Origin of the sequence: Leucobacter salsicius M1-8, from assembly GCF_000350525.1 — a bacterium.
GTDB lineage: Bacteria > Actinomycetota > Actinomycetes > Actinomycetales > Microbacteriaceae > Leucobacter > Leucobacter salsicius.
Map to the genome: position 1 here is coordinate 1 of NZ_AOCN01000022.1, position 16444 is coordinate 16444.

Annotated in this window: 14 protein-coding genes; 4 read left to right on the forward strand and 10 right to left on the reverse strand. The window is 65.9% G+C overall.

All coding sequences use genetic code 11. The annotated features are described in order from the left end of the window. Window positions 1-28: 28 nt before the first annotated feature. Window positions 29-511 (reverse strand): VanZ family protein, encoded by a 483-nt coding sequence (locus C795_RS15705; protein WP_017793463.1) that lies wholly within the window; start codon window positions 509-511, stop codon window positions 29-31. A 66-nt stretch (window positions 512-577) separates the two neighbouring features. Between C795_RS15705 and C795_RS0109205 the strand changes: the two genes are divergently transcribed. After that, window positions 578-931, forward strand: a complete 354-nt coding sequence (locus C795_RS0109205; protein ID WP_017793464.1) for a hypothetical protein — start codon at window positions 578-580, stop codon at window positions 929-931. Window positions 932-1009: 78 nt separating this feature from the next. Here C795_RS0109205 and C795_RS0109210 read toward each other — a convergent pair whose 3' ends face one another. The 5 genes from C795_RS0109210 to C795_RS0109230 all read right to left on the reverse strand — a co-directional run bounded on the left by C795_RS0109210 (window position 1010) and on the right by C795_RS0109230 (window position 6816). After that, complete coding sequence (locus C795_RS0109210; protein WP_033349501.1) at window positions 1010-1381, reverse strand: META domain-containing protein; 372 nt, start codon at window positions 1379-1381, stop codon at window positions 1010-1012. 69 nt (window positions 1382-1450) lie between these two features. Continuing rightward, a complete protein-coding gene (locus tag C795_RS0109215) occupies window positions 1451-2974 on the reverse strand; it encodes an aldehyde dehydrogenase (NADP(+)) (protein WP_017793466.1) in 1524 nt (507 codons plus the stop codon). 129 nt (window positions 2975-3103) lie between these two features. Then, window positions 3104-4081 carry an alpha/beta hydrolase gene (locus C795_RS0109220; RefSeq protein WP_017793467.1) on the reverse strand — a complete coding sequence of 326 codons (978 nt, stop codon included), beginning with the start codon at window positions 4079-4081 and terminating at the stop codon, window positions 3104-3106. A 4-nt stretch (window positions 4082-4085) separates the two neighbouring features. Next, complete coding sequence (locus C795_RS0109225) at window positions 4086-5570, reverse strand: flavin-containing monooxygenase (RefSeq protein WP_017793468.1); 1485 nt, start codon at window positions 5568-5570, stop codon at window positions 4086-4088. 55 nt (window positions 5571-5625) lie between these two features. Beyond that, complete coding sequence (locus tag C795_RS0109230; protein ID WP_017793469.1) at window positions 5626-6816, reverse strand: alcohol dehydrogenase catalytic domain-containing protein; 1191 nt, start codon at window positions 6814-6816, stop codon at window positions 5626-5628. Window positions 6817-6968: 152 nt separating this feature from the next. On the opposite strand from C795_RS0109230, the gene C795_RS0109235 reads away from it, so the two are divergent. Next, the gene (locus C795_RS0109235; RefSeq protein ID WP_017793470.1) at window positions 6969-8735 is read left to right on the forward strand and encodes a helix-turn-helix domain-containing protein; all 1767 of its coding nucleotides are present in this window, start codon (window positions 6969-6971) and stop codon (window positions 8733-8735) included. A 44-nt stretch (window positions 8736-8779) separates the two neighbouring features. Here the strand turns inward: C795_RS0109235 and C795_RS0109240 are convergent, their stop codons facing one another. Continuing rightward, window positions 8780-10621, reverse strand: coding sequence for an ABC transporter ATP-binding protein (locus tag C795_RS0109240; protein WP_026139570.1), 1842 nt, complete (start codon window positions 10619-10621; stop codon window positions 8780-8782). Between the two features lie 195 nt (window positions 10622-10816). Beyond that, complete coding sequence (locus C795_RS0109245) at window positions 10817-11845, reverse strand: agmatine deiminase family protein (protein ID WP_017793472.1); 1029 nt, start codon at window positions 11843-11845, stop codon at window positions 10817-10819. A gap of 257 nt (window positions 11846-12102) precedes the next feature. Between C795_RS0109245 and C795_RS0109250 the strand changes: the two genes are divergently transcribed. Beyond that, window positions 12103-13599 carry an APC family permease gene (locus C795_RS0109250; RefSeq protein ID WP_017793473.1) on the forward strand — a complete coding sequence of 499 codons (1497 nt, stop codon included), beginning with the start codon at window positions 12103-12105 and terminating at the stop codon, window positions 13597-13599. 112 nt (window positions 13600-13711) lie between these two features. Further along, on the forward strand, window positions 13712-14503 hold the full coding sequence (locus tag C795_RS0109255) for a gamma-glutamyl-gamma-aminobutyrate hydrolase family protein (protein ID WP_017793474.1): 792 nt from the start codon (window positions 13712-13714) through the stop codon (window positions 14501-14503). 83 nt (window positions 14504-14586) lie between these two features. On the opposite strand, the gene C795_RS0109260 is transcribed toward C795_RS0109255, so the two are convergent. Together C795_RS0109260 and C795_RS0109265 are read right to left on the reverse strand one after the other, a co-directional pair. Continuing rightward, the gene (locus tag C795_RS0109260; RefSeq protein WP_017793475.1) at window positions 14587-15045 is read right to left on the reverse strand and encodes a flavodoxin domain-containing protein; all 459 of its coding nucleotides are present in this window, start codon (window positions 15043-15045) and stop codon (window positions 14587-14589) included. Between the two features lie 23 nt (window positions 15046-15068). Further along, window positions 15069-16364, reverse strand: coding sequence for an FAD-dependent oxidoreductase (locus C795_RS0109265; RefSeq protein ID WP_017793476.1), 1296 nt, complete (start codon window positions 16362-16364; stop codon window positions 15069-15071). Window positions 16365-16444: the final 80 nt, after the last annotated feature.

The following is a 16444-nucleotide window of genomic DNA, read 5'->3' on the forward strand; positions in this document are numbered from 1 at the left end:
GTGGGGTGGTGCCGGGCCGTGCCGCCCGCTACGCCGACCGCCGAGGGGCGGCATATCGGTACACGAGCGCGGTCACAAGAATGCCGACCGCCCCCGCCGCCGTGTCGATCAGCACGTCGCGGATCTCGCCCGAGCGGCCGGGCACGATGAGCTGGTGTAGTTCGTCGGAAGCGGCGTACACGAGCACGAAGACCAGCGCGCAGACCGCGGCGCCCCGAAGCGAAAGCCGGGTCAGTATCGCAACTCGGAACGCCAGAACCGCGAGCCCAAAGTAGGCAAAGGCGTGCGCTCCCTTTCTGATGACAAACGTGAGTGCCTCAACGGGAAGCGGGAGCCCGAGGCCCCGCACGAAGTCGGCCAGTGCGTCACTCGACACCTCCGACTCGGAGCCCGACTGCGCCGAGAACGCGAAGATGGCGACCATCCAGGCGAGCAGCAGTGCCACACGAATGGCGACGGTGATCGCGCCGGAACTGCGGCTGACGATGCCCGGGGTCTTGCTCGGTATCACGGCTTTCCTTCCGCAGTTGAGTCTCGCGACAGCTGACGCGCAGCGCGGCAAGCTACCATAGAGTCTATGGAAATCGTTAAGGGCATCCTTGTAGTCCTGCACATCATCGGCTTTGGCGTGGTCTTTGGCGGAGCTCTCGCTCAGCTGCCCAACATCAAGAAGGGTACGGCCAAGATCTCGGCTGGCATTCTGCACGGCTCTTCGCTGCTGTTCGCGACCGGTCTGCTGCTGGTCGGCATGATCTACGCGCTCGGCGGCCAGCCGAACAACGCGAAGATCGGCGTTAAGCTCGTCGTGCTGCTCGTGATCATCGCGCTCGTGCTCATCAACCGCAAGAAGCCCCAGGTTTCGGGCGGCGTCATTGGCGCGATCGCCGGCCTGTCGGCCGTCAACGTCGCGCTCGCGGTGCTCTGGAGCTAAGCCCCTCACCTCGTCAACGCAGAAGGGCCCGGATCATATGATCCGGGCCCTTCTGCGTTCTGCGTGATCCGGCGAGCGTTAGCTCGTCGCCCGCTTCAGCGTGCCAATCTCGGCACCCGCCTCGTCGTTAATGGTGAGCGTATCGCCCGACACCGTGGCGGTGGAGGCCTTGCTCAGCCACGTGTCGACGCCCTCGCAGAACATCATGGTTGATGCGAGCTGCTTGAACTGCACGGTGCCACCCTCCTCGCTGTAACCGCCCATGAGTCGGTTGCAGCCGTCGGTGCCGGTGACCTTGCCGTCCTTTGACAGCTCCAGCGAGGGCTGGTTGGTCTGGGCCGCGTCGCCCCAACTGCCGACGGCGGATGGGGCGGCAGACGAGCACCCAGTGAGAGCGAGCGCGGCGACTGCGGCCGCGGCGGCAAGGAGGCGCAAACGTGAGGGAGTCATGGCGCCAGCGTAACAGCGCGGGCCCCGTGTATACCGGACAATTTCCTCACTGCGACGCGTATTGGCCGGTTACTCCCAGCGTGCACCCCACTCCTGGGAGAGCCCAGCAGCGGCGATCTCCTGGGGCACACCCAGCGGGTTGTCGTCGCGCAATGCATCGGGGAGAAACGCCTGCGGCGCATTCTGGAATGCGACGGGGCGCAGGAAGCGGGTGATAGCCGCGGTGCCCACCGACGTGCTCGAATCGTTGGTGGTGGCTGGCCACGGGCCGCCGTGCTGCTGGGCGGGGGTCACTGCAACACCGGTCGGCCAGCCATTAAATAGCACCCGCCCCACCTGGTGGCTCATTGCGGTGACCAACGACTGCAGCTCAGCCGCATTCGCGGTCGTGCCGGTGGCCTCCTGGGCGCTCAGGTGCAGGGTGCCGGTGAGGTTGCCCTCGTAGAACTCGGGCATGAGCGACGCGAGGTCGGTGCCCTCGGGAGTCTCCACGATGATCGAGAGCGGCCCGAAGGACTCCTCGACGAGCGCGTCGTGGCCCGCGCGGAAGTTCTCGAGCGACACCGCAACGACCGTCGGGGTCGCCCAACCATGGCCCTGCTCGTCAAACCGCACGCCACCCTCGACGATGGGCGTTACGCCGGGGGAGCCGAGCACCTCGTCACGCCGCGTCGCAAACCCGGTCGCGATGCGCGGGTCGAGGAGCCGGTGCTCGCCGGGATGGCCTGCAACAGACTTGATGGCGGCAGGCAGCGTGGAGCCCTCGGGGGCAAACACGAAGCCCGGCTTGGTGCAGAGCTGACCGGCTGAGCCGGTCACGCTGGTCAGATAGCCGGCCGCAATTTCGCCCGCGCGCTCCGCGATTGCGTCGGCCGTGATGAACACTGGGTTGACGCTGCCGAGCTCGCCAAAGAATGGAATGGGAGCGGGACGGCTGGCCGCGATGTCGGCGAGCAGCCTGCCCACCCGGATCGATCCGGTGAATGATCCAGCCTTCACCCGCGCGTCCTGGAGCACCGCGATGCCGGCGTCGCGTCCGTGAATGAGATGGAAGATGCCGGCCGGCATCCCCGCGCCTGCGAGGGCCCGGGTCGCGACCTCGGCGGTCGCGTCCGACAGTTCGGGGTGCCCCGAGTGGGCCTTGACGATGAGCGGGCAGCCCGCCGCCAGGATCGCGGCCGAGTCGCCGCCCATGACCGAGAACGCGAACGGAAAGTTGGAGGCCGAAAAGTTGATGACGGGGCCGAGCGGCGTGAGGCTGCGGCGAATGTCGGGGCGAGCCCCCAGTACGAAGTCAGCGTCGGCCTGGTCGATACGCGCATCGAGGTAGCCGCCGTCGACGATGGCGTCGGCCATGAGGCGCAACTGGACGGCCGTGCGGGTGACCTCACCCGTGAGCCGGGCTTCGGTGAGACCGGTCTCACGCATGGCAATCTCGACGAGCCGGGGCTTCTCGCCTTCGAGCGCGTTGGCGACTGCTACGAGGGCCTGTGCCCGGGATTGCGCTGTCGTGGCGGCGAATGCGGGGGCTGCTGCCGAGGCTGCGGCGACGATGGATTCGAGGGGTGCGGTGAGTGTAGACATCTGTGTCATGATCCCATACTGTCAGTTCAAGCTGGTCTGCCGACAGCAGACAATTTCTGGAGCCCACACGAAAGAACGGGGCGGGCTTCGATCATGCGAAACCCGCCCCGTTCAACGGCGTCTGGTGAGGGCTGGAGACTACGAGACCGTGCGGGTAATGAACTCGGCGGCACGCACGAGCTGCGTCTCGCCCGCGCGAATCTTGCCGGCCGACGTGAAGATGCCGTGGGCATTGCCCGGGAGGTGCGTGAGTTCGACGTGTGTGCCGCGTTCGGCCAGCAGGCGGGCGTACTCGAGGCCCTCCTCAGCGAGCGGGTCGAGCCCCAGCGTGATGATCCAGGCGGGGGGCTGCGGGGCCGCATTTTGATCCCGTGCGGCGAGCAACGGGGAGACGCGGTGGTCGTGCCCGTCCTCGGCGTTGGCGAGAAACTCGCGGGCAAACCAGCGCATGGTGTCTGCGGTGAGCGGAAAGCCCTCCTCGAGACGCGCGTACCCGGTCGATTCGGCCGACACGTCAACGACGGGGTAGAGCAGTACCTGGGCAACCACCGAAGTGCCGTCGACCTGCAGTGAGGGCTCGAACGCGAGGGCCGTGGCGATGCCGCCGCCCGCACTATCGCCCACGGTGACGATGCGTGACGCATCCCACGCGCGGGCCGCGGCCTCGTCACGCAGCCACTCGACCGCGCTGCGCGAGTCGTCGTGCGCGGCAGGGAACTGGTGCTCGGGGCCGAGCCGGTAGCCGACCGCGACGACGGGCAACCCCGTGAGGGTTGCCAGCCTGCGGCAGACAGGATCGTGGGTTTCGAGCGATCCGATGATCCACCCACCGCCGTGCGCAAACAGGATGACGGCGTCAGTGGCTACCCGAGCGCCCCCGGGGCGCGGGTCGTAGACCCGCACCCCGAAGCGCTCACTGCCCTCCCCGATCGAGACGTCCTCAACGAGGGCGACCTCGTCGCGCGGCAAGCCGTTTGCGGCGCTGGAGCGTTCGTATCCCTCACGCGATGCGGCCATTGATCCGGCATCTTGAAAGGAACGCGACCCAGCTGCACGAAACGCGGCGATCATCTCGCGCTGGTCGGCCGCGACGGCCTCGAGGGGAAGGGCAGTCATGGGGTTAGGCCTCTACCAGCGAGAGCGACTTGACGACGTAGTCGTCAGCGTTGAACTCGCGAGCCCAGTCGCGGTACTCCTCGACGGTGCCCGACCAGTTGTTGATGACCTTGCCCTTCGAGTTCTTGTACCAGCTCGAGCAGTCGCTCGAGAAGGCCGAACCACGCATCTCGGCCTGAAGCACCTCGTTGAACGCGTCGAGGCGTTCGCGGCGCACATCGACTGAAACCTTCTCGAGGTCAGCGGTCTTCGCGAGCACGTCCTTGACGTAGGACTGCTGGATCTCGAGCATCGTGACGACCGAGTTGTGATTCAGGTTGGTGTTGGGGCCGTACATGAGGAACATGTTCGGGAAGCCGTCGACCGACATGCCCACGAATGCCTCGGCATCCTCGGTGCCCCAGCGCTCGGCGAGCGTGACGCCGTCGCGACCGATGATGTTCAGGTTGCCCTGGAAGTTCTGCGAGTAGAAGCCGGTGGCGTAGATGATGACATCTGCCTCGTGCTCCACGCCATCGGCGGTCACGATGCCGTTCTCGGTGAAGTGCGAGACACCCTCGGTCACGAGCGAGACGTTGTCGCGCAGGAACGTGGGGTAGTAGGCCGAGGTGCGCAGGATGCGCTTGCAGCCGAACTCGTAGGTGGGGGTCAGCTTCTCGCGCAGGTCCGCGTCTTCGATGACCGAGTGCAGGTAGTCGATCGACTCCTTGGCGCCCTCTGCCTGGCCGCCCGTGTTGAGGCGGGTGCGCTCGAAGCCGGCCTCACGCAGCTCGTGGATCGCGCGACGCGACTCCTCGAACGTCTCGGGGTGCTGCTCGAAGGTGTCGAGCTGCTCCTGAGTGAATTCGATCTGCTCGCGGGGCAGGATGTAGTTTGCCGAGCGCTGGAACACCTCGAGGCTGCCCGCCTCCTCTGCGACAAAGGGCACGTACTGCACGGCCGAAGCGGCCGAACCGATCGAGATGACCTTCTTGCCCTTGAGGTCGACGTCGTGACGCCAGTGAGCCGAGTGGAACTGCTCGCCCTTGAACTTGTCGCGACCCTCCCACGCGGGGATCTTGACCTCGCTGAGCTGGCCCCAGGCGGGGATGAAGAAGTCAGAGGTGTACTGCTCGCCGTTCGCCAGCGAGATCAGCCAGTGCGCCTCTTCCTCGACCCAGCGGGCCTCGACGATCTCGGCGTTGTAGTGCATGTGCTTCTCGATGCCGAAGGCGTCGCGCAGCTGCTGCTGGTAACCGAGCATCTCGTCCTGGCCCGCGAACATCTTCGAGACGCGCAGGTGCGGGAAGAAGGTGTAGTTGTAGACGTGTGCCTGGGTGTCGCACGCTGCACCGGGGTAGGTGTTGTCGCGCCACACGCCGCCGACAGCGTCTGCCTTCTCGAAGACAGCGAAGTTCTCTTCGCCCGCGCGCACGAGCTGTGCAGCCATGCCGAGGCCGCCGAAGCCGGAGCCGAGAACCGCGACGCGGAAGTGCTGGGGAGTAGTCATGAGAGTGTCCTTCTAGGTTTGGTGCGAATGTATTGGAAAGCGATGAGGATGGAGGTTAGGCGCTCGCCGCGGCAAGGACCGCTGCGGGTGCTGTCTCGGGTGCCGGATCCGCAGCAGCCTGCGGCATACGGATGATCTGGCGCAGCACGGTGCCCGATGCGAGCGCATCCATGCCCTCGTTGATGTCGTCGAGGTCGATGGTGCCGCTGATGAGGCGCTCGAGGGGAAGCTTGCCCTCGCGCCACAGCTGCTCGAACTTGGGGATGTCGCGGCTGGGCACGGCCGAGCCGAGGTAGGAACCGATGACCTGCTGCGCGCGGGCGGTGAGCTTGAGCGGCTCGATCTCGCTCATGGCACCGGGGGCCGGGAGGCCGACCGTGACGAGCGTGCCGCCGAAACCAATGAGCTGGTAGGCGGTCTCGAATGCGCGGGGGTGCCCGACCGCTTCGATCACGACGTCTGCAGTGATGCCCTGCTCGACGGCCTGCTGCGGGGTGAACGCGGAGGTGACGCCCCACTCGCGTGCGAGTTCAAGCTTGGCCTCGTTGGCGTCGACCGCGTAGACCTCACGCGGGCCGATGCCGAGAGCGGTGAGCAGGGCGGCCATGCCCACGCCGCCGAGGCCGACAACCGCAATCGTGTTGCTTGCCTGCAGCTTCGCCGCGTTGAGCACCGCTCCGCCGCCCGTGAGTACCGCGCAGCCGAGTACGGCGGCGATGTCGGCGGGCACGTCGTCGCCCACTGCCACGACCGAGCGGCGGTCGACGACCGCGTACTCCGCGAAGCCCGAGCAGCCGAGGTGGTGGTGAATGCTCTCGCCGTCGCGGGTGAGGTGGCGGCTGCCCTCGAGTAGCGTGCCGGCCTCGTTCGTGCGGCTGCCCTCGGAGCAGGGGAGCCGGCCGTCGGTGCCGCACTGCGCGCACTCGCCGCAGCGTGGAAGGAAGGTGAGCACAACGCGCTGGCCGAGCTTGAGGTCGGTGACGCCCTCGCCGAGCTGCTCCACGATGCCCGCGGCCTCGTGGCCGAGCAGCATGGGGACCGGGCGGGGACGTGAGCCGTTCACGACCGAGAGGTCTGAATGGCAGATGCTGGCGGCCTCGATGCGCACGAGCAGCTCCTGTGCGCCCGGGTCGCCGAGCGTCAGGGTGTCAACGCTGATGGGGCGGCTCGAAGCGTAGGGTGCCTGGGCGCCAAGCGTGTTCAGAACCGCGCCGCGAATGGTGCGGGGGGTGGCGGTGGTGCTCATGTCATCTCCGTTGCGGGGAAGCGGATCGTGGGTGTTGGGATGAATCGAGGCCCTGCCTCGGGGAATGGCCTTGACTATGAGCATGCCTGCCGCTCGCGAGCAACTATGTGGAGAGTTCTCTACATTTACAAACTCAACATAGAATTACCCACATGCAGAATCTGATTGTGCCGACCGGAGACCATGAGGAGCTCGTGGAGTGGGCGCGCAGGCAGCAGCGCCTAACGAGCTCCATCTCTGAGTTTGCGATTGCGATCACGTCGATTCGCGACAGCGCCGCCGCGTTGCAACAGCTCGTCACGCGTGCGCGCACCCTGCTCGATGTCGACATGGCCTACATCAGCCTGAACGGCACCGACGGCTCGGGGTACACGCACATCACGGAGACTTCGGGGGTGTGGACGGAGGAATACCGTACCCTCAGGATGCCGCTCGGCAGCGGGGTGCTCGGGCGGGTGGCGCAGGCAGGCGGGCCCGTGCAGACCTCGGACTACGCGGACGATGACACGCTCGCGCACGACGAACACGTCGACCGGATCGTGGCGGCCGAAGGAGTGAAGGCGATTCTGGGCGCTCCAATTCGCTCTGGGGGGCAGGTCATCGGCGCGCTGCTCGCCGCCAACCGGTTTGCGCGAAGGTTCTCGGCCGAGCAGGTGTACATCGCGCAGACGCTGGCAAACCTCGCCGCGGTCGCGATCGACAACACGAACCAGGTGGCCGCTTTCGACGCCGAGGTCGTCGCGTTGCGTACGGGGCAACAGCACACGCAGGGCGAACTGGCGACCGAGCGTCGGGTCACGAGCGCCGATGAGGCCCTGATGGACGCGATCGCGGGCGGCGGCGGGCTCGGGTCGCTGCGAGACGGCATGCAGCGGGCCCTCGGCCGCCCGGTGCAGCTCGTCGACCTCACGGTTCGGTTCGACATGCGCGCGGCCGCGGCCGAGGTGGGTGACGCCGAACGGCCGCTGTTTGCGCTCTCCGCCCGCACGGGCACCGCCCAGCTGCACACGCGCGAGGACGGCTCCGTGCACGCGATCATGGCCGCGACGCGCGGCGTTGACCTCGTCGGGGCCGTGATGCTCGAGGGGGAGCTATCGGCCAGCGACGACCTCGTGCTGCGCCGATGCGCCCGGGTGCTGGGCGTGTTTCTGAGCGCGCAGGATCGTGAGCGCGGCGACATTGCCAGACGACGGCGCGAACTCATCGAGCAGGTGCTCGCCCCAGCGCCCAGCGGCCTGGGGTTCGCGGTCATCACGCAGCTGCGGGAGCTCGGAATTGAGACGGGTAAGCCGTTCCGGATCCTGGTGGTCGACGGCTCGGAGTCGTCGCTGCGGGATTTCGGGCACCGACTCGAGGTGGATTTCGGGCCGTCGCTGCTGCACGCGAAGCTCGGCGAGCAGATCATCGCGGTGGTGCCGGAGGCGGCCTTTGAGCGGATTCGTGACGAGCTTGAGGAGCGCGGGGCTCGCCGCTGGGGCGCGATGCTGGTGGCGCACTCGCCCGCCCTGCACATGTTCGAGGTGGTGCCCGACGAGTTCGCGCTCGTGGAGCGGGTGCTCGACGCGGCCAGACGCTCCGGCTACACCGACACGCTCGTCTCGCTGAAGACCTACGGCGCGATCGGAGCGTTCCTCACGAAGGTGACGCTCGAGCCCACGCGTCTGGGTATCGTCGAGGTGATCGGGCCCGTGCTTGAGTACGACCGCGATCACGGCTCCGCGCTGACGGAGACGGCCGGCGCGTTTCTCGATGCGGGGCACTCGGTGCCGCAGACCGCGATCGATCTACGCGTGCACGAAAATACGGTGCGCCAGCGACTCGACCGGATCTCCAAGCTGCTCGGCGACGGCTGGGCCTACGGGCAGCACGGGCTCGACTGCCACATCATGCTCGCGGCGCACCGGCTCATCGGACGTTAGTCCGGTACACCGCTACACCGATAAGCCCGCGAGGCTCAAGAGGGTTAGCCGACGACGTCGAACTGCTTGAGGCGCTTGCGGTCGGCCTTCGACGCCGAGTTCTGCAGCGACAGCAGCTCGGCGTAGATGCCGCCCGATGCCGCGAGCTCGTCGGGGGAGCCGATCTCGTCAATGCGGCCATCCTTGAGCGTCACGATGCGGTCCACCTCAGCAATCGTCGATAGCCGGTGCGCGATGATGAAGCTCGTGCGGTCGCGCATGAGGTCGTCAAGACCCTGCTGTACCAGCCGCTCGGACTTCGTGTCGAGCGCGCTCGTGGCCTCGTCGAGCACCAGGATCGGCGCATCCTTGAGCATGGCCCGAGCCACGGCGATGCGCTGCTTTTGTCCGCCCGAGAGCTTCATTCCGCGCTCACCAATCATGGTGTCGTAGCCCTGGGGCAGCTTCGCCACGAACTCCGCGACCGCAGCCCGCTGTGCAACCGCCTCGATCTCCGCCTGGGTCGCCTCGGGGCGACCGTAGGCGATGTTCTCAGCGATCGTGCCAGAGAACAGTGAGGGGTCCTGAAACACGACGCCGATGTTGCGGCGCAGCGACGACATATCAGGGCCCGCACCGCGCACCTCGATGCTGCCGTCGCGCGATGCGTAGAACCCCAGCAGCAAGCTCACGATGGTCGACTTGCCACCGCCCGATTCGCCCACGAAGGCGATGCGCTCACCCGGGTGCGCGTCAAAGGTGATGTCGTTCAGCACGGGGGCGTGGTCCTCGTACCCGAATGTCACCCCGTCAAACGAGACCGCGGGGCGCCCGGCTGCTGGCTGGGTGCCGGGTGCCCGAGTGGCCTCGGGGGCATGATCCGGATCGCGGGGCAGCGATCCGGTGCCGCCGGTGGCCGCGGGATCGAGATCCATGACCTCGAAGTATGAGCGGGAGCCAGCCGACGCGCGCTGCGCGGAGTCGACGACCCAGCTGAGGTTCTGCACGGGCTGCTTGGCCATCGCCATGAGCTGGATCAGCATCACCATCTCGCCGGGGGTGAAGAAGCCCATCACAGTGCGAATGAAGATGATGAGGTACAGCCCGAAGAAGATGACGTTGAGCACGGCGCGACGAATGCCGTCCATCATGTGCCAGTGGCGCGATTGCGCTCCCGTCAGCGCAATGGTCCGGTCGAAGTGGTTGCCGAACTCGTCGAGTTCGCTGTCCTCGCGCGCAAACGACTTCACGACGCGCATCTGGCCCACGACCTCGGCGAAGCGGCCCGAGGCGAGATCGACATGCTCGTTCTTCTGATTCTCGAGGCGCTGCCACTTGCGGCTCGTGAGCGCGGTCAGCCAGAGATAGGTGGGGTAAGCAATCGCGAGCAGCACCGCGAGCGGCCAGTAGTGCCAGGCGCTAATCGCGAGCACGGCGACCGTGGTCATGAGCATCGTCACGAACATATTTGAGAACGACTTCATGAAGTTGGTGACTTCGGTGATCGAACGATTGAGGCGCGCCACGATGGTGCCGCTGAGCTCGTTGTCGAAGTAGCGCTGCGGTAGCGCGAGGAGCTGCTCGTAGTAGCGGGTCGAGAGAATTGTGCGCATCTTGGCGCTCATCACATCGCCCCAGTAGCCACCGATGTTGCTCACAAAGGTCTCAACCAGGCTCGCGGCGAGCAACGCGAGCGCGAGCAACACGACCGACCGGATCGCACCCTCGGGCACTGCCTCGCCGTTGGCGACCGCACCGACCGCGCCCACGACCACGTCAGTGGCGGCGCCCGTGATGAACGGCACCGCGATGCCCGCGCCGGTGATGACTGCAGCGGCGATCATGATGCCGACGTAGTAAGGCGTGAGCGAACGAGTGAAACGCAGAATGCGCATGAGCGTGGACAAGTCGGGTGCTACCTCATCTGGGTGTGTGGGCTGCGGGAGGGCGCTACGCGGGGTAGTGGTGGCGCCAAAAACGATGCTTCAACTACAACGCCTGGGTGCCCGGAACATTCCGGACGCCCAGGCGTCATTGATTCGAGATGAGTCTACGCGAGCGCGGTTGCGCGTGGGTGAACTTCTCTCGTGAAGGCTTCTGCGTTACTGCGCGACCTTCGGCTGCTGCTGCGTGATGCAGTGGATGCCGCCGCCGCGTGCGAACAGCGGGCGCGCATCGATGCCGATGACCTCGCGGCCGGGGTAGACGTCGCGCAGGATGCTGAGCGCCTTATCGTCGGCCGGGTCGTCGTACGAGCACGCGAGCACGGCGCCGTTGATCACGACGTGGTTGATGTAGCTGTAATCGACGAAGCCTTCTTCGTCGCGCAGCGTCTCGGGTGCGGGCAGGTCGAGGATCTCGAAGCCGGCCGAGTTGGCGGTGCGGTATTCCTCGGCCACGGCGCGGTTGGTCGTCGCGATGACGTGGTCGGGGTGGGACTGCGAGTTCTGGCTGTGCATCAGGAGCACGTCGGGCGTCGTGAACGCCGCAAGAATATCGGAGTGACCGCGCGTGCCAAAGGTGTCGTGGTCGCGCGTGAGCCCGCGGGGGAGCCACAGGGCACTCGTGGTGCCGATGGTGCGGGTGAGCTCGGCCTCGACCTGCTCCTTCGTCCAACCCGGGTTGCGGCCCGGATCGAGCTGCACGGTCTCGGTGAGTACGACGCGACCGGTGCCGTCGACCTGTATGCCGCCGCCCTCGTTGACCATCTCGGAGTTGATGAGTTCCGCGCCGGCGGCCTCGGCCACGATGCGACCGATGTGCTGGTCGTGATCCCACTGGGCCCAGTCCTGGCCGCCCCAGCCGTTGAATACGTAGTTCACGGCGCCGAGGCGTCCGTCATCACCGATGACGAAGCTGGGGCCGATATCGCGCATCCAGGCATCGTTGAGGGGCGCGACGATGGTGTCGATCTGTGCCGAGAGGAACTTTGCCGCGATTGCCTCGTCGCCGGGGCTCACGACGACGGTGACGGGCTGGTGCTCGCTCGCGGCGTTAGCCACGGCGGCCCAGGTGGTGCGGGCCTCGAGGGCCTCTGCTTCCGTGTCACCAAGCGTGTAGCCGGTGGTGGGCCAAGCCAGCCACAGACGCTCCTGCTCGTGTCCCTCGATGGGCATGCGCCACGTCGTCATGTTGCTCCTCGATAGATCGGTTCGCACACGAGACGTGCGCGAAGAAATTGAAATCTTTTTCAGTCTACCCCGAATGGGCGAGAACTCGAGTCTTCGTTATTCATTCATGAATGGATGAAATATGCGAGATTCTGGCGATCTTGATCGATCAGGCCAGTATTTGCTTGCGTAATTAATCATCTACACCTAGATTGTATGAAGTCGTCACCGAGGGGTGGCGGAGTTATTTGGTGACGTACAAGGGAGTACCAGCGACCATGACACAGCAAGATACCGTCGTGCATCACGACGAAGACGCGGCCCACCTCGCGTCTCTCGGATACACCTACGAAACGACGTTTAAGCGCGATATGACCTTCTGGGGCAACGTCTCGCTCGGGTTTACCTACCTATCTCCAATCGCGGGTGTGTACTCGATGTTCGCGATCTCGCTCGGGCAGGCGGGCCCGCCAATGGCGTGGGCGCTCGTGATCGCGCTCATCGGCCAGTTCTTCGTCGCGCTGATCTTCGGCGAGGTCGTCTCGAACTACCCGGTAGCCGGCGGCGTGTACCCCTGGTCGCGACGTCTCTGGGGACGCAAGTGGGCCTGGATGAACGGCTGGATCTACGTTGTCGCCCTGATCGGCACGATCGCGGCGGTGTCATACGGCGCAGCACCGTTTATCGCTTCGGTGTTCGGTGAGGAACTCGACGCCACCGGCACCGTCTTGATTGCGCTCGGCACGCTGGTGCTTGCAACGGTGCTGAACTTCTCGGGCACCAAGATCCTGAGTCTCGCAGCAACCATCGGCCTAATCGCCGAAATGATCGGTGCCGTCGTGATCGGTGGCTACCTGCTCATCTTCAACCGTCATCACGACTTCTCCGTGCTGTTCGACAACCAGGGCATCGGCACCGACGCCCCCGGCGGTTATCTCGGCGCTTTCGCCGCGGCGGCTCTCATCGGCATGTTCGCGTACTACGGCTTTGAGGCCAACGGCGACGTCGCCGAGGAGATCAAGAACCCCAGCTCACGCGTGCCGAAGGCCATGCGCATGACGATGTACATCGGCGGATTCGCGGCGAACCTGCTCGCCTTCTCGCTCGTACTCGCGGTTCCTGACTTCCAGGCCGTTGCGAGCGGTGAAGTGGTCGACCCGATCGGTGAGATCCTGCACACCGCCTTTGGCCCGGTCTTCCCCGTCGTCATGTTCGTCATCGTCGTCGCCTTCCTCTCATGCATTACGAGTCTGCAGGCCGCGGCAAGCCGCCTCGTGTACTCGATGGGACGCGACGGAATCCTGCCGGCCTCGAAGTTCCTCGCCTCATTCAACGAAAAGCGCCACGTGCCCCACAACGCGCTCCTCGTCGCAGCGTTCTTCCCCGCAGCGGTCGTCGTGCTCTCGCTTCTCCTGGAGAACGCCCTCACGGCAATGGTCGGGTTCGGTACCGTCGGTATCTACATGGGCTTTCAGATGGTCGTCCTCGCGGCGCTGCGTGCCCGTATCCTCGGGTGGAAGCCCGCCGGTAAGTTCACCCTCGGCGCCTGGGCGTACCCCGTCAACATTGTGGCGCTCGTCTGGGGAATTGCGGCCGTGGCCAACATTCTGTGGCCACGCCCCACCGGTGGGGGCTGGGCCGAGGACTACCTGCTGATCATGACCACCGTGGGCGTGGTGGCGATCGGATGGATCTACATGCTCGTGTCGAAGGCCTACCAGCGCGGTGATACGCCGGCGGCAGATGCCAGCGGCCCCATCAAGGTGCTCGTCTAAATACGCCCCGCGTGAGTGTGCCCCCGCTTCAGACGAAGCGGGGGCACACTCACGCTCACCACAGGCCGCCTCCAGCCACTGGGAGTCGCGGCAGCTCACGAAAGGAACCCTGATGACTGACTACGTCGTCGACCCCACGCCGTTTCTCACCCCGGGGGAGGAGAACCTCAACGGACCGCTGATTCCCATGGTGGTGTCGTTGAGCTTTCCCGGTATGAACGAGGCTGCCCGCGACCTGCAAGACGAACTCACGCGTGCGGCATTTGACGCGGTGCGTGCGGCCGGTGGTCGACCCCGCCTCGTGGACGCCGCCGACGCGCAGCTCTCTTCCGCTGAAGACGTGTTCGCCGACGCCGACGCCATCATGATCCTGGGCGGCGGCGACGTCGATGGGGCCTGCTACGGCTACGAGGGCCCGCCCCCGGCCAATGAATACGGGGTGGACCGCCGTGCCGACGATTTCTGCATCGGGTTGATCCGGGATGCAGTGGAGCGCGACCTCCCCACGCTCGCGATCTGTCGCGGCTCGCAACAACTCAATGTCGCGTTCGGCGGCACGCTGATCCCTGACATCTCGGAATGGGCGATGCACCGTGGCAACGGGTCACCCCTGTTCGTCGACGAGGAGGTCGTGCTCGAGGCCGACTCCAAGATCGCCCACGCGCTCGGCCGCACGAGCGTCACGGTGCGCAACGGTCACCACCAGGCAGTCGACGCTGTTGCCCCGGCGTTGCGCGCGACGGCTCGCGCCCACGACGGAATCGTCGAGGGGACCGAGCATCGAGACGCTCGCTGGGTCGTCGGCGTCCAGTGGCATCCCGAGGAAGTGGATGCAGATCTTGAGGATCGGTCACGGCTATTTGGCTCGTTCGTTGAGCAAGCGCGCCTCGCGGCCCGCGTCTAGTGTCTACAGCACAGCCCCCGGGTGCACACGCGGTGCGCCCGGGGGCTGAATCGTTTCGTGAGCGAAGTCACGCCCCGTGGTGGCTAGACCGTGGCCGAGAGCTGCGCGAGTACGCCGTCAATCCACTCGATCGCGACGTCGCTGCCGAGGTCCCAGGATGAGGCATCGTGGCGGCCATAGTCGCCGACGCGTTCCCCGCCCTGCGCAGTGAAGCGGCGGTCAATGTGCTCGCTGCCCTGGCTGTAGGTGTCCTCGTAGAAGGTGTCGCCCAGGCCGAACATGGCGTAGCGCAGCCCGGTGAGGTCGGGCAGTACTTCGTCGAATGCCTCAACGAACGGGATCGCGGTATTGGGGAGGTCGCCCTCGCCGTGGGTCGAGCAGACGACGACGGTGAAGCGCTCTGCGGTGAGGCTTGCGGGGTCGAAGGCTTGGAGGTCGTGTACCTCGACGTCATCGTGCGTCTCGCGCAGCTTCTCGCCGAGGTCTTCGGCGATGAGCTCTGAGTTGCCTGATTCGGTGCCGTATAGGACGGTAAACTTCATGGCTGAGTTCCTCTCGGGGGTGGTCATGCTGAATAGGTTGCGGCCAGCCCGCGGGCAATATTGGCCATGTGTGTGTGGTTGGGAAGCTTGCGTCGCACCCGGTGCGCGGGGGCTTGCTCGCGTTCGTGGGCATCGAGCACGAGCCACTCGGCATAGCTAATCGCGCGGTCGCGCAGCTGCTGTGAGAGGCCGTCAAACCCGAGCTTGGTCGAGGTCGGATCGATTGCGCCGCTGTCGAGGTCGGCAACGAGCTCTTCGGCTACTGATTTTGCGCAGGCACGATTCTCGGGGATCGCACCGCGAGGGCCCCGCTTGGCCCAGCCGGTGCGGTACAGCCCAGGGGCCACGCGGCCGGTATCGCTGCTCGGGGAGAACGCCGTGCCCGTAACGCCCTCGGTTACCGACTCGTCAAAGCCAATGGCGGTGAGGACGGCCGTTGCCGGCACAGTGACGGTGCCTCGCTCGTCGGAAAATTCGACTGCCTCGACCCGGTCAGAGCCCAGCACGCGCTGCGGCGTGAGCCCAAACCGCAGTGTCACGCGGGGGCCGGGGTGCTGGGGGCGAAGCGGCGACACAAGCTCACCGATCGCGACGACCCGGCTGGTCGCGGTGCGATCCAGCCCGGTGGTGGGGTCGGGGGATACCGGATCGGGTGTTGCATAGCTCGCGCGTTCGAGCGCGGCGAGTTCCTTGATCATTTGCGGGTCACCCTTGGAACTCGCGGCACTCGAGCGACTCACTAGCGTGATGCGTGAGGCCGGGGCAGAAGCGTATTCATGCAGTGCGATTTCAGCGACGTCGCTGTCAGTGAAGTCGTCTGCGGACTTGACGAGGAAGCGCAGCAGGTCGAGCGCGACGTTGCCGGCACCCACGATCACGATGTCTGAACCGAGCTCGGGCAGCTGGGCGGGTTCATCAGGGTGGGCATTCAGAATGCGGGTCACCTCACCTGAACCGACCACGCCCGTGAGCTCTGACCCGGGTACCCCCAGGCTGCGATCCGCGCTGAGCCCCGTGGCGAGCACGACCGCATCGAACTGCGCGCGAAGCTCCTCGAGGGAAACGTCACGGCCCACCTCGATGTCGCCAGCGAATCGCACGGCGCCCGATTGGAACAGACGTTCAAACTGGCGGGTAATCGCTTTCGTGTGCTGGTGATCGGCGGCGATGCCGTACCGGATCAGGCCAAACGGCGATACGAGCCGGTCGAACAGCGTCAACGTAGCCCCGGGAAGAGCTCGCAGCAGGGATTGTGCAAGGTAGCAGCCGGCAGGGCCGCTGCCGATAATCGCGACGTGCAGGGTTGGGGGAGTTGGCATCAATCACAGCTCCTTTGCGTGAGGATCCTTGAGGCGCTTCGTCGCGCCGGGATGGAGGTTGGCTCCAGTGTAACCGTAAA

Bases quoted from the DNA above. Each gene is read 5' to 3' on its own strand.
- C795_RS0109255 (WP_017793474.1), top strand. From the start codon at position 13,712: ATGACTGACTACGTCGTCGACCCCACGCCGTTTCTCACCCCGGGGGAG.
- C795_RS0109210 (WP_033349501.1), bottom strand. From the start codon at position 1,381: ATGACTCCCTCACGTTTGCGCCTCCTTGCCGCCGCGGCCGCAGTCGCC.
- C795_RS0109205 (WP_017793464.1), top strand. From the start codon at position 578: ATGGAAATCGTTAAGGGCATCCTTGTAGTCCTGCACATCATCGGCTTT.
- C795_RS0109225 (WP_017793468.1), bottom strand. From the start codon at position 5,570: ATGACTACTCCCCAGCACTTCCGCGTCGCGGTTCTCGGCTCCGGCTTC.
- C795_RS0109260 (WP_017793475.1), bottom strand. From the start codon at position 15,045: ATGAAGTTTACCGTCCTATACGGCACCGAATCAGGCAACTCAGAGCTC.
- C795_RS0109265 (WP_017793476.1), bottom strand. From the start codon at position 16,364: ATGCCAACTCCCCCAACCCTGCACGTCGCGATTATCGGCAGCGGCCCT.
- C795_RS0109235 (WP_017793470.1), top strand. From the start codon at position 6,969: ATGCAGAATCTGATTGTGCCGACCGGAGACCATGAGGAGCTCGTGGAG.
- C795_RS0109245 (WP_017793472.1), bottom strand. From the start codon at position 11,845: ATGACGACGTGGCGCATGCCCATCGAGGGACACGAGCAGGAGCGTCTG.
- C795_RS0109250 (WP_017793473.1), top strand. From the start codon at position 12,103: ATGACACAGCAAGATACCGTCGTGCATCACGACGAAGACGCGGCCCAC.
- C795_RS0109220 (WP_017793467.1), bottom strand. From the start codon at position 4,081: ATGACTGCCCTTCCCCTCGAGGCCGTCGCGGCCGACCAGCGCGAGATG.
- C795_RS0109215 (WP_017793466.1), bottom strand. From the start codon at position 2,974: ATGACACAGATGTCTACACTCACCGCACCCCTCGAATCCATCGTCGCC.
- C795_RS0109230 (WP_017793469.1), bottom strand. From the start codon at position 6,816: ATGAGCACCACCGCCACCCCCCGCACCATTCGCGGCGCGGTTCTGAAC.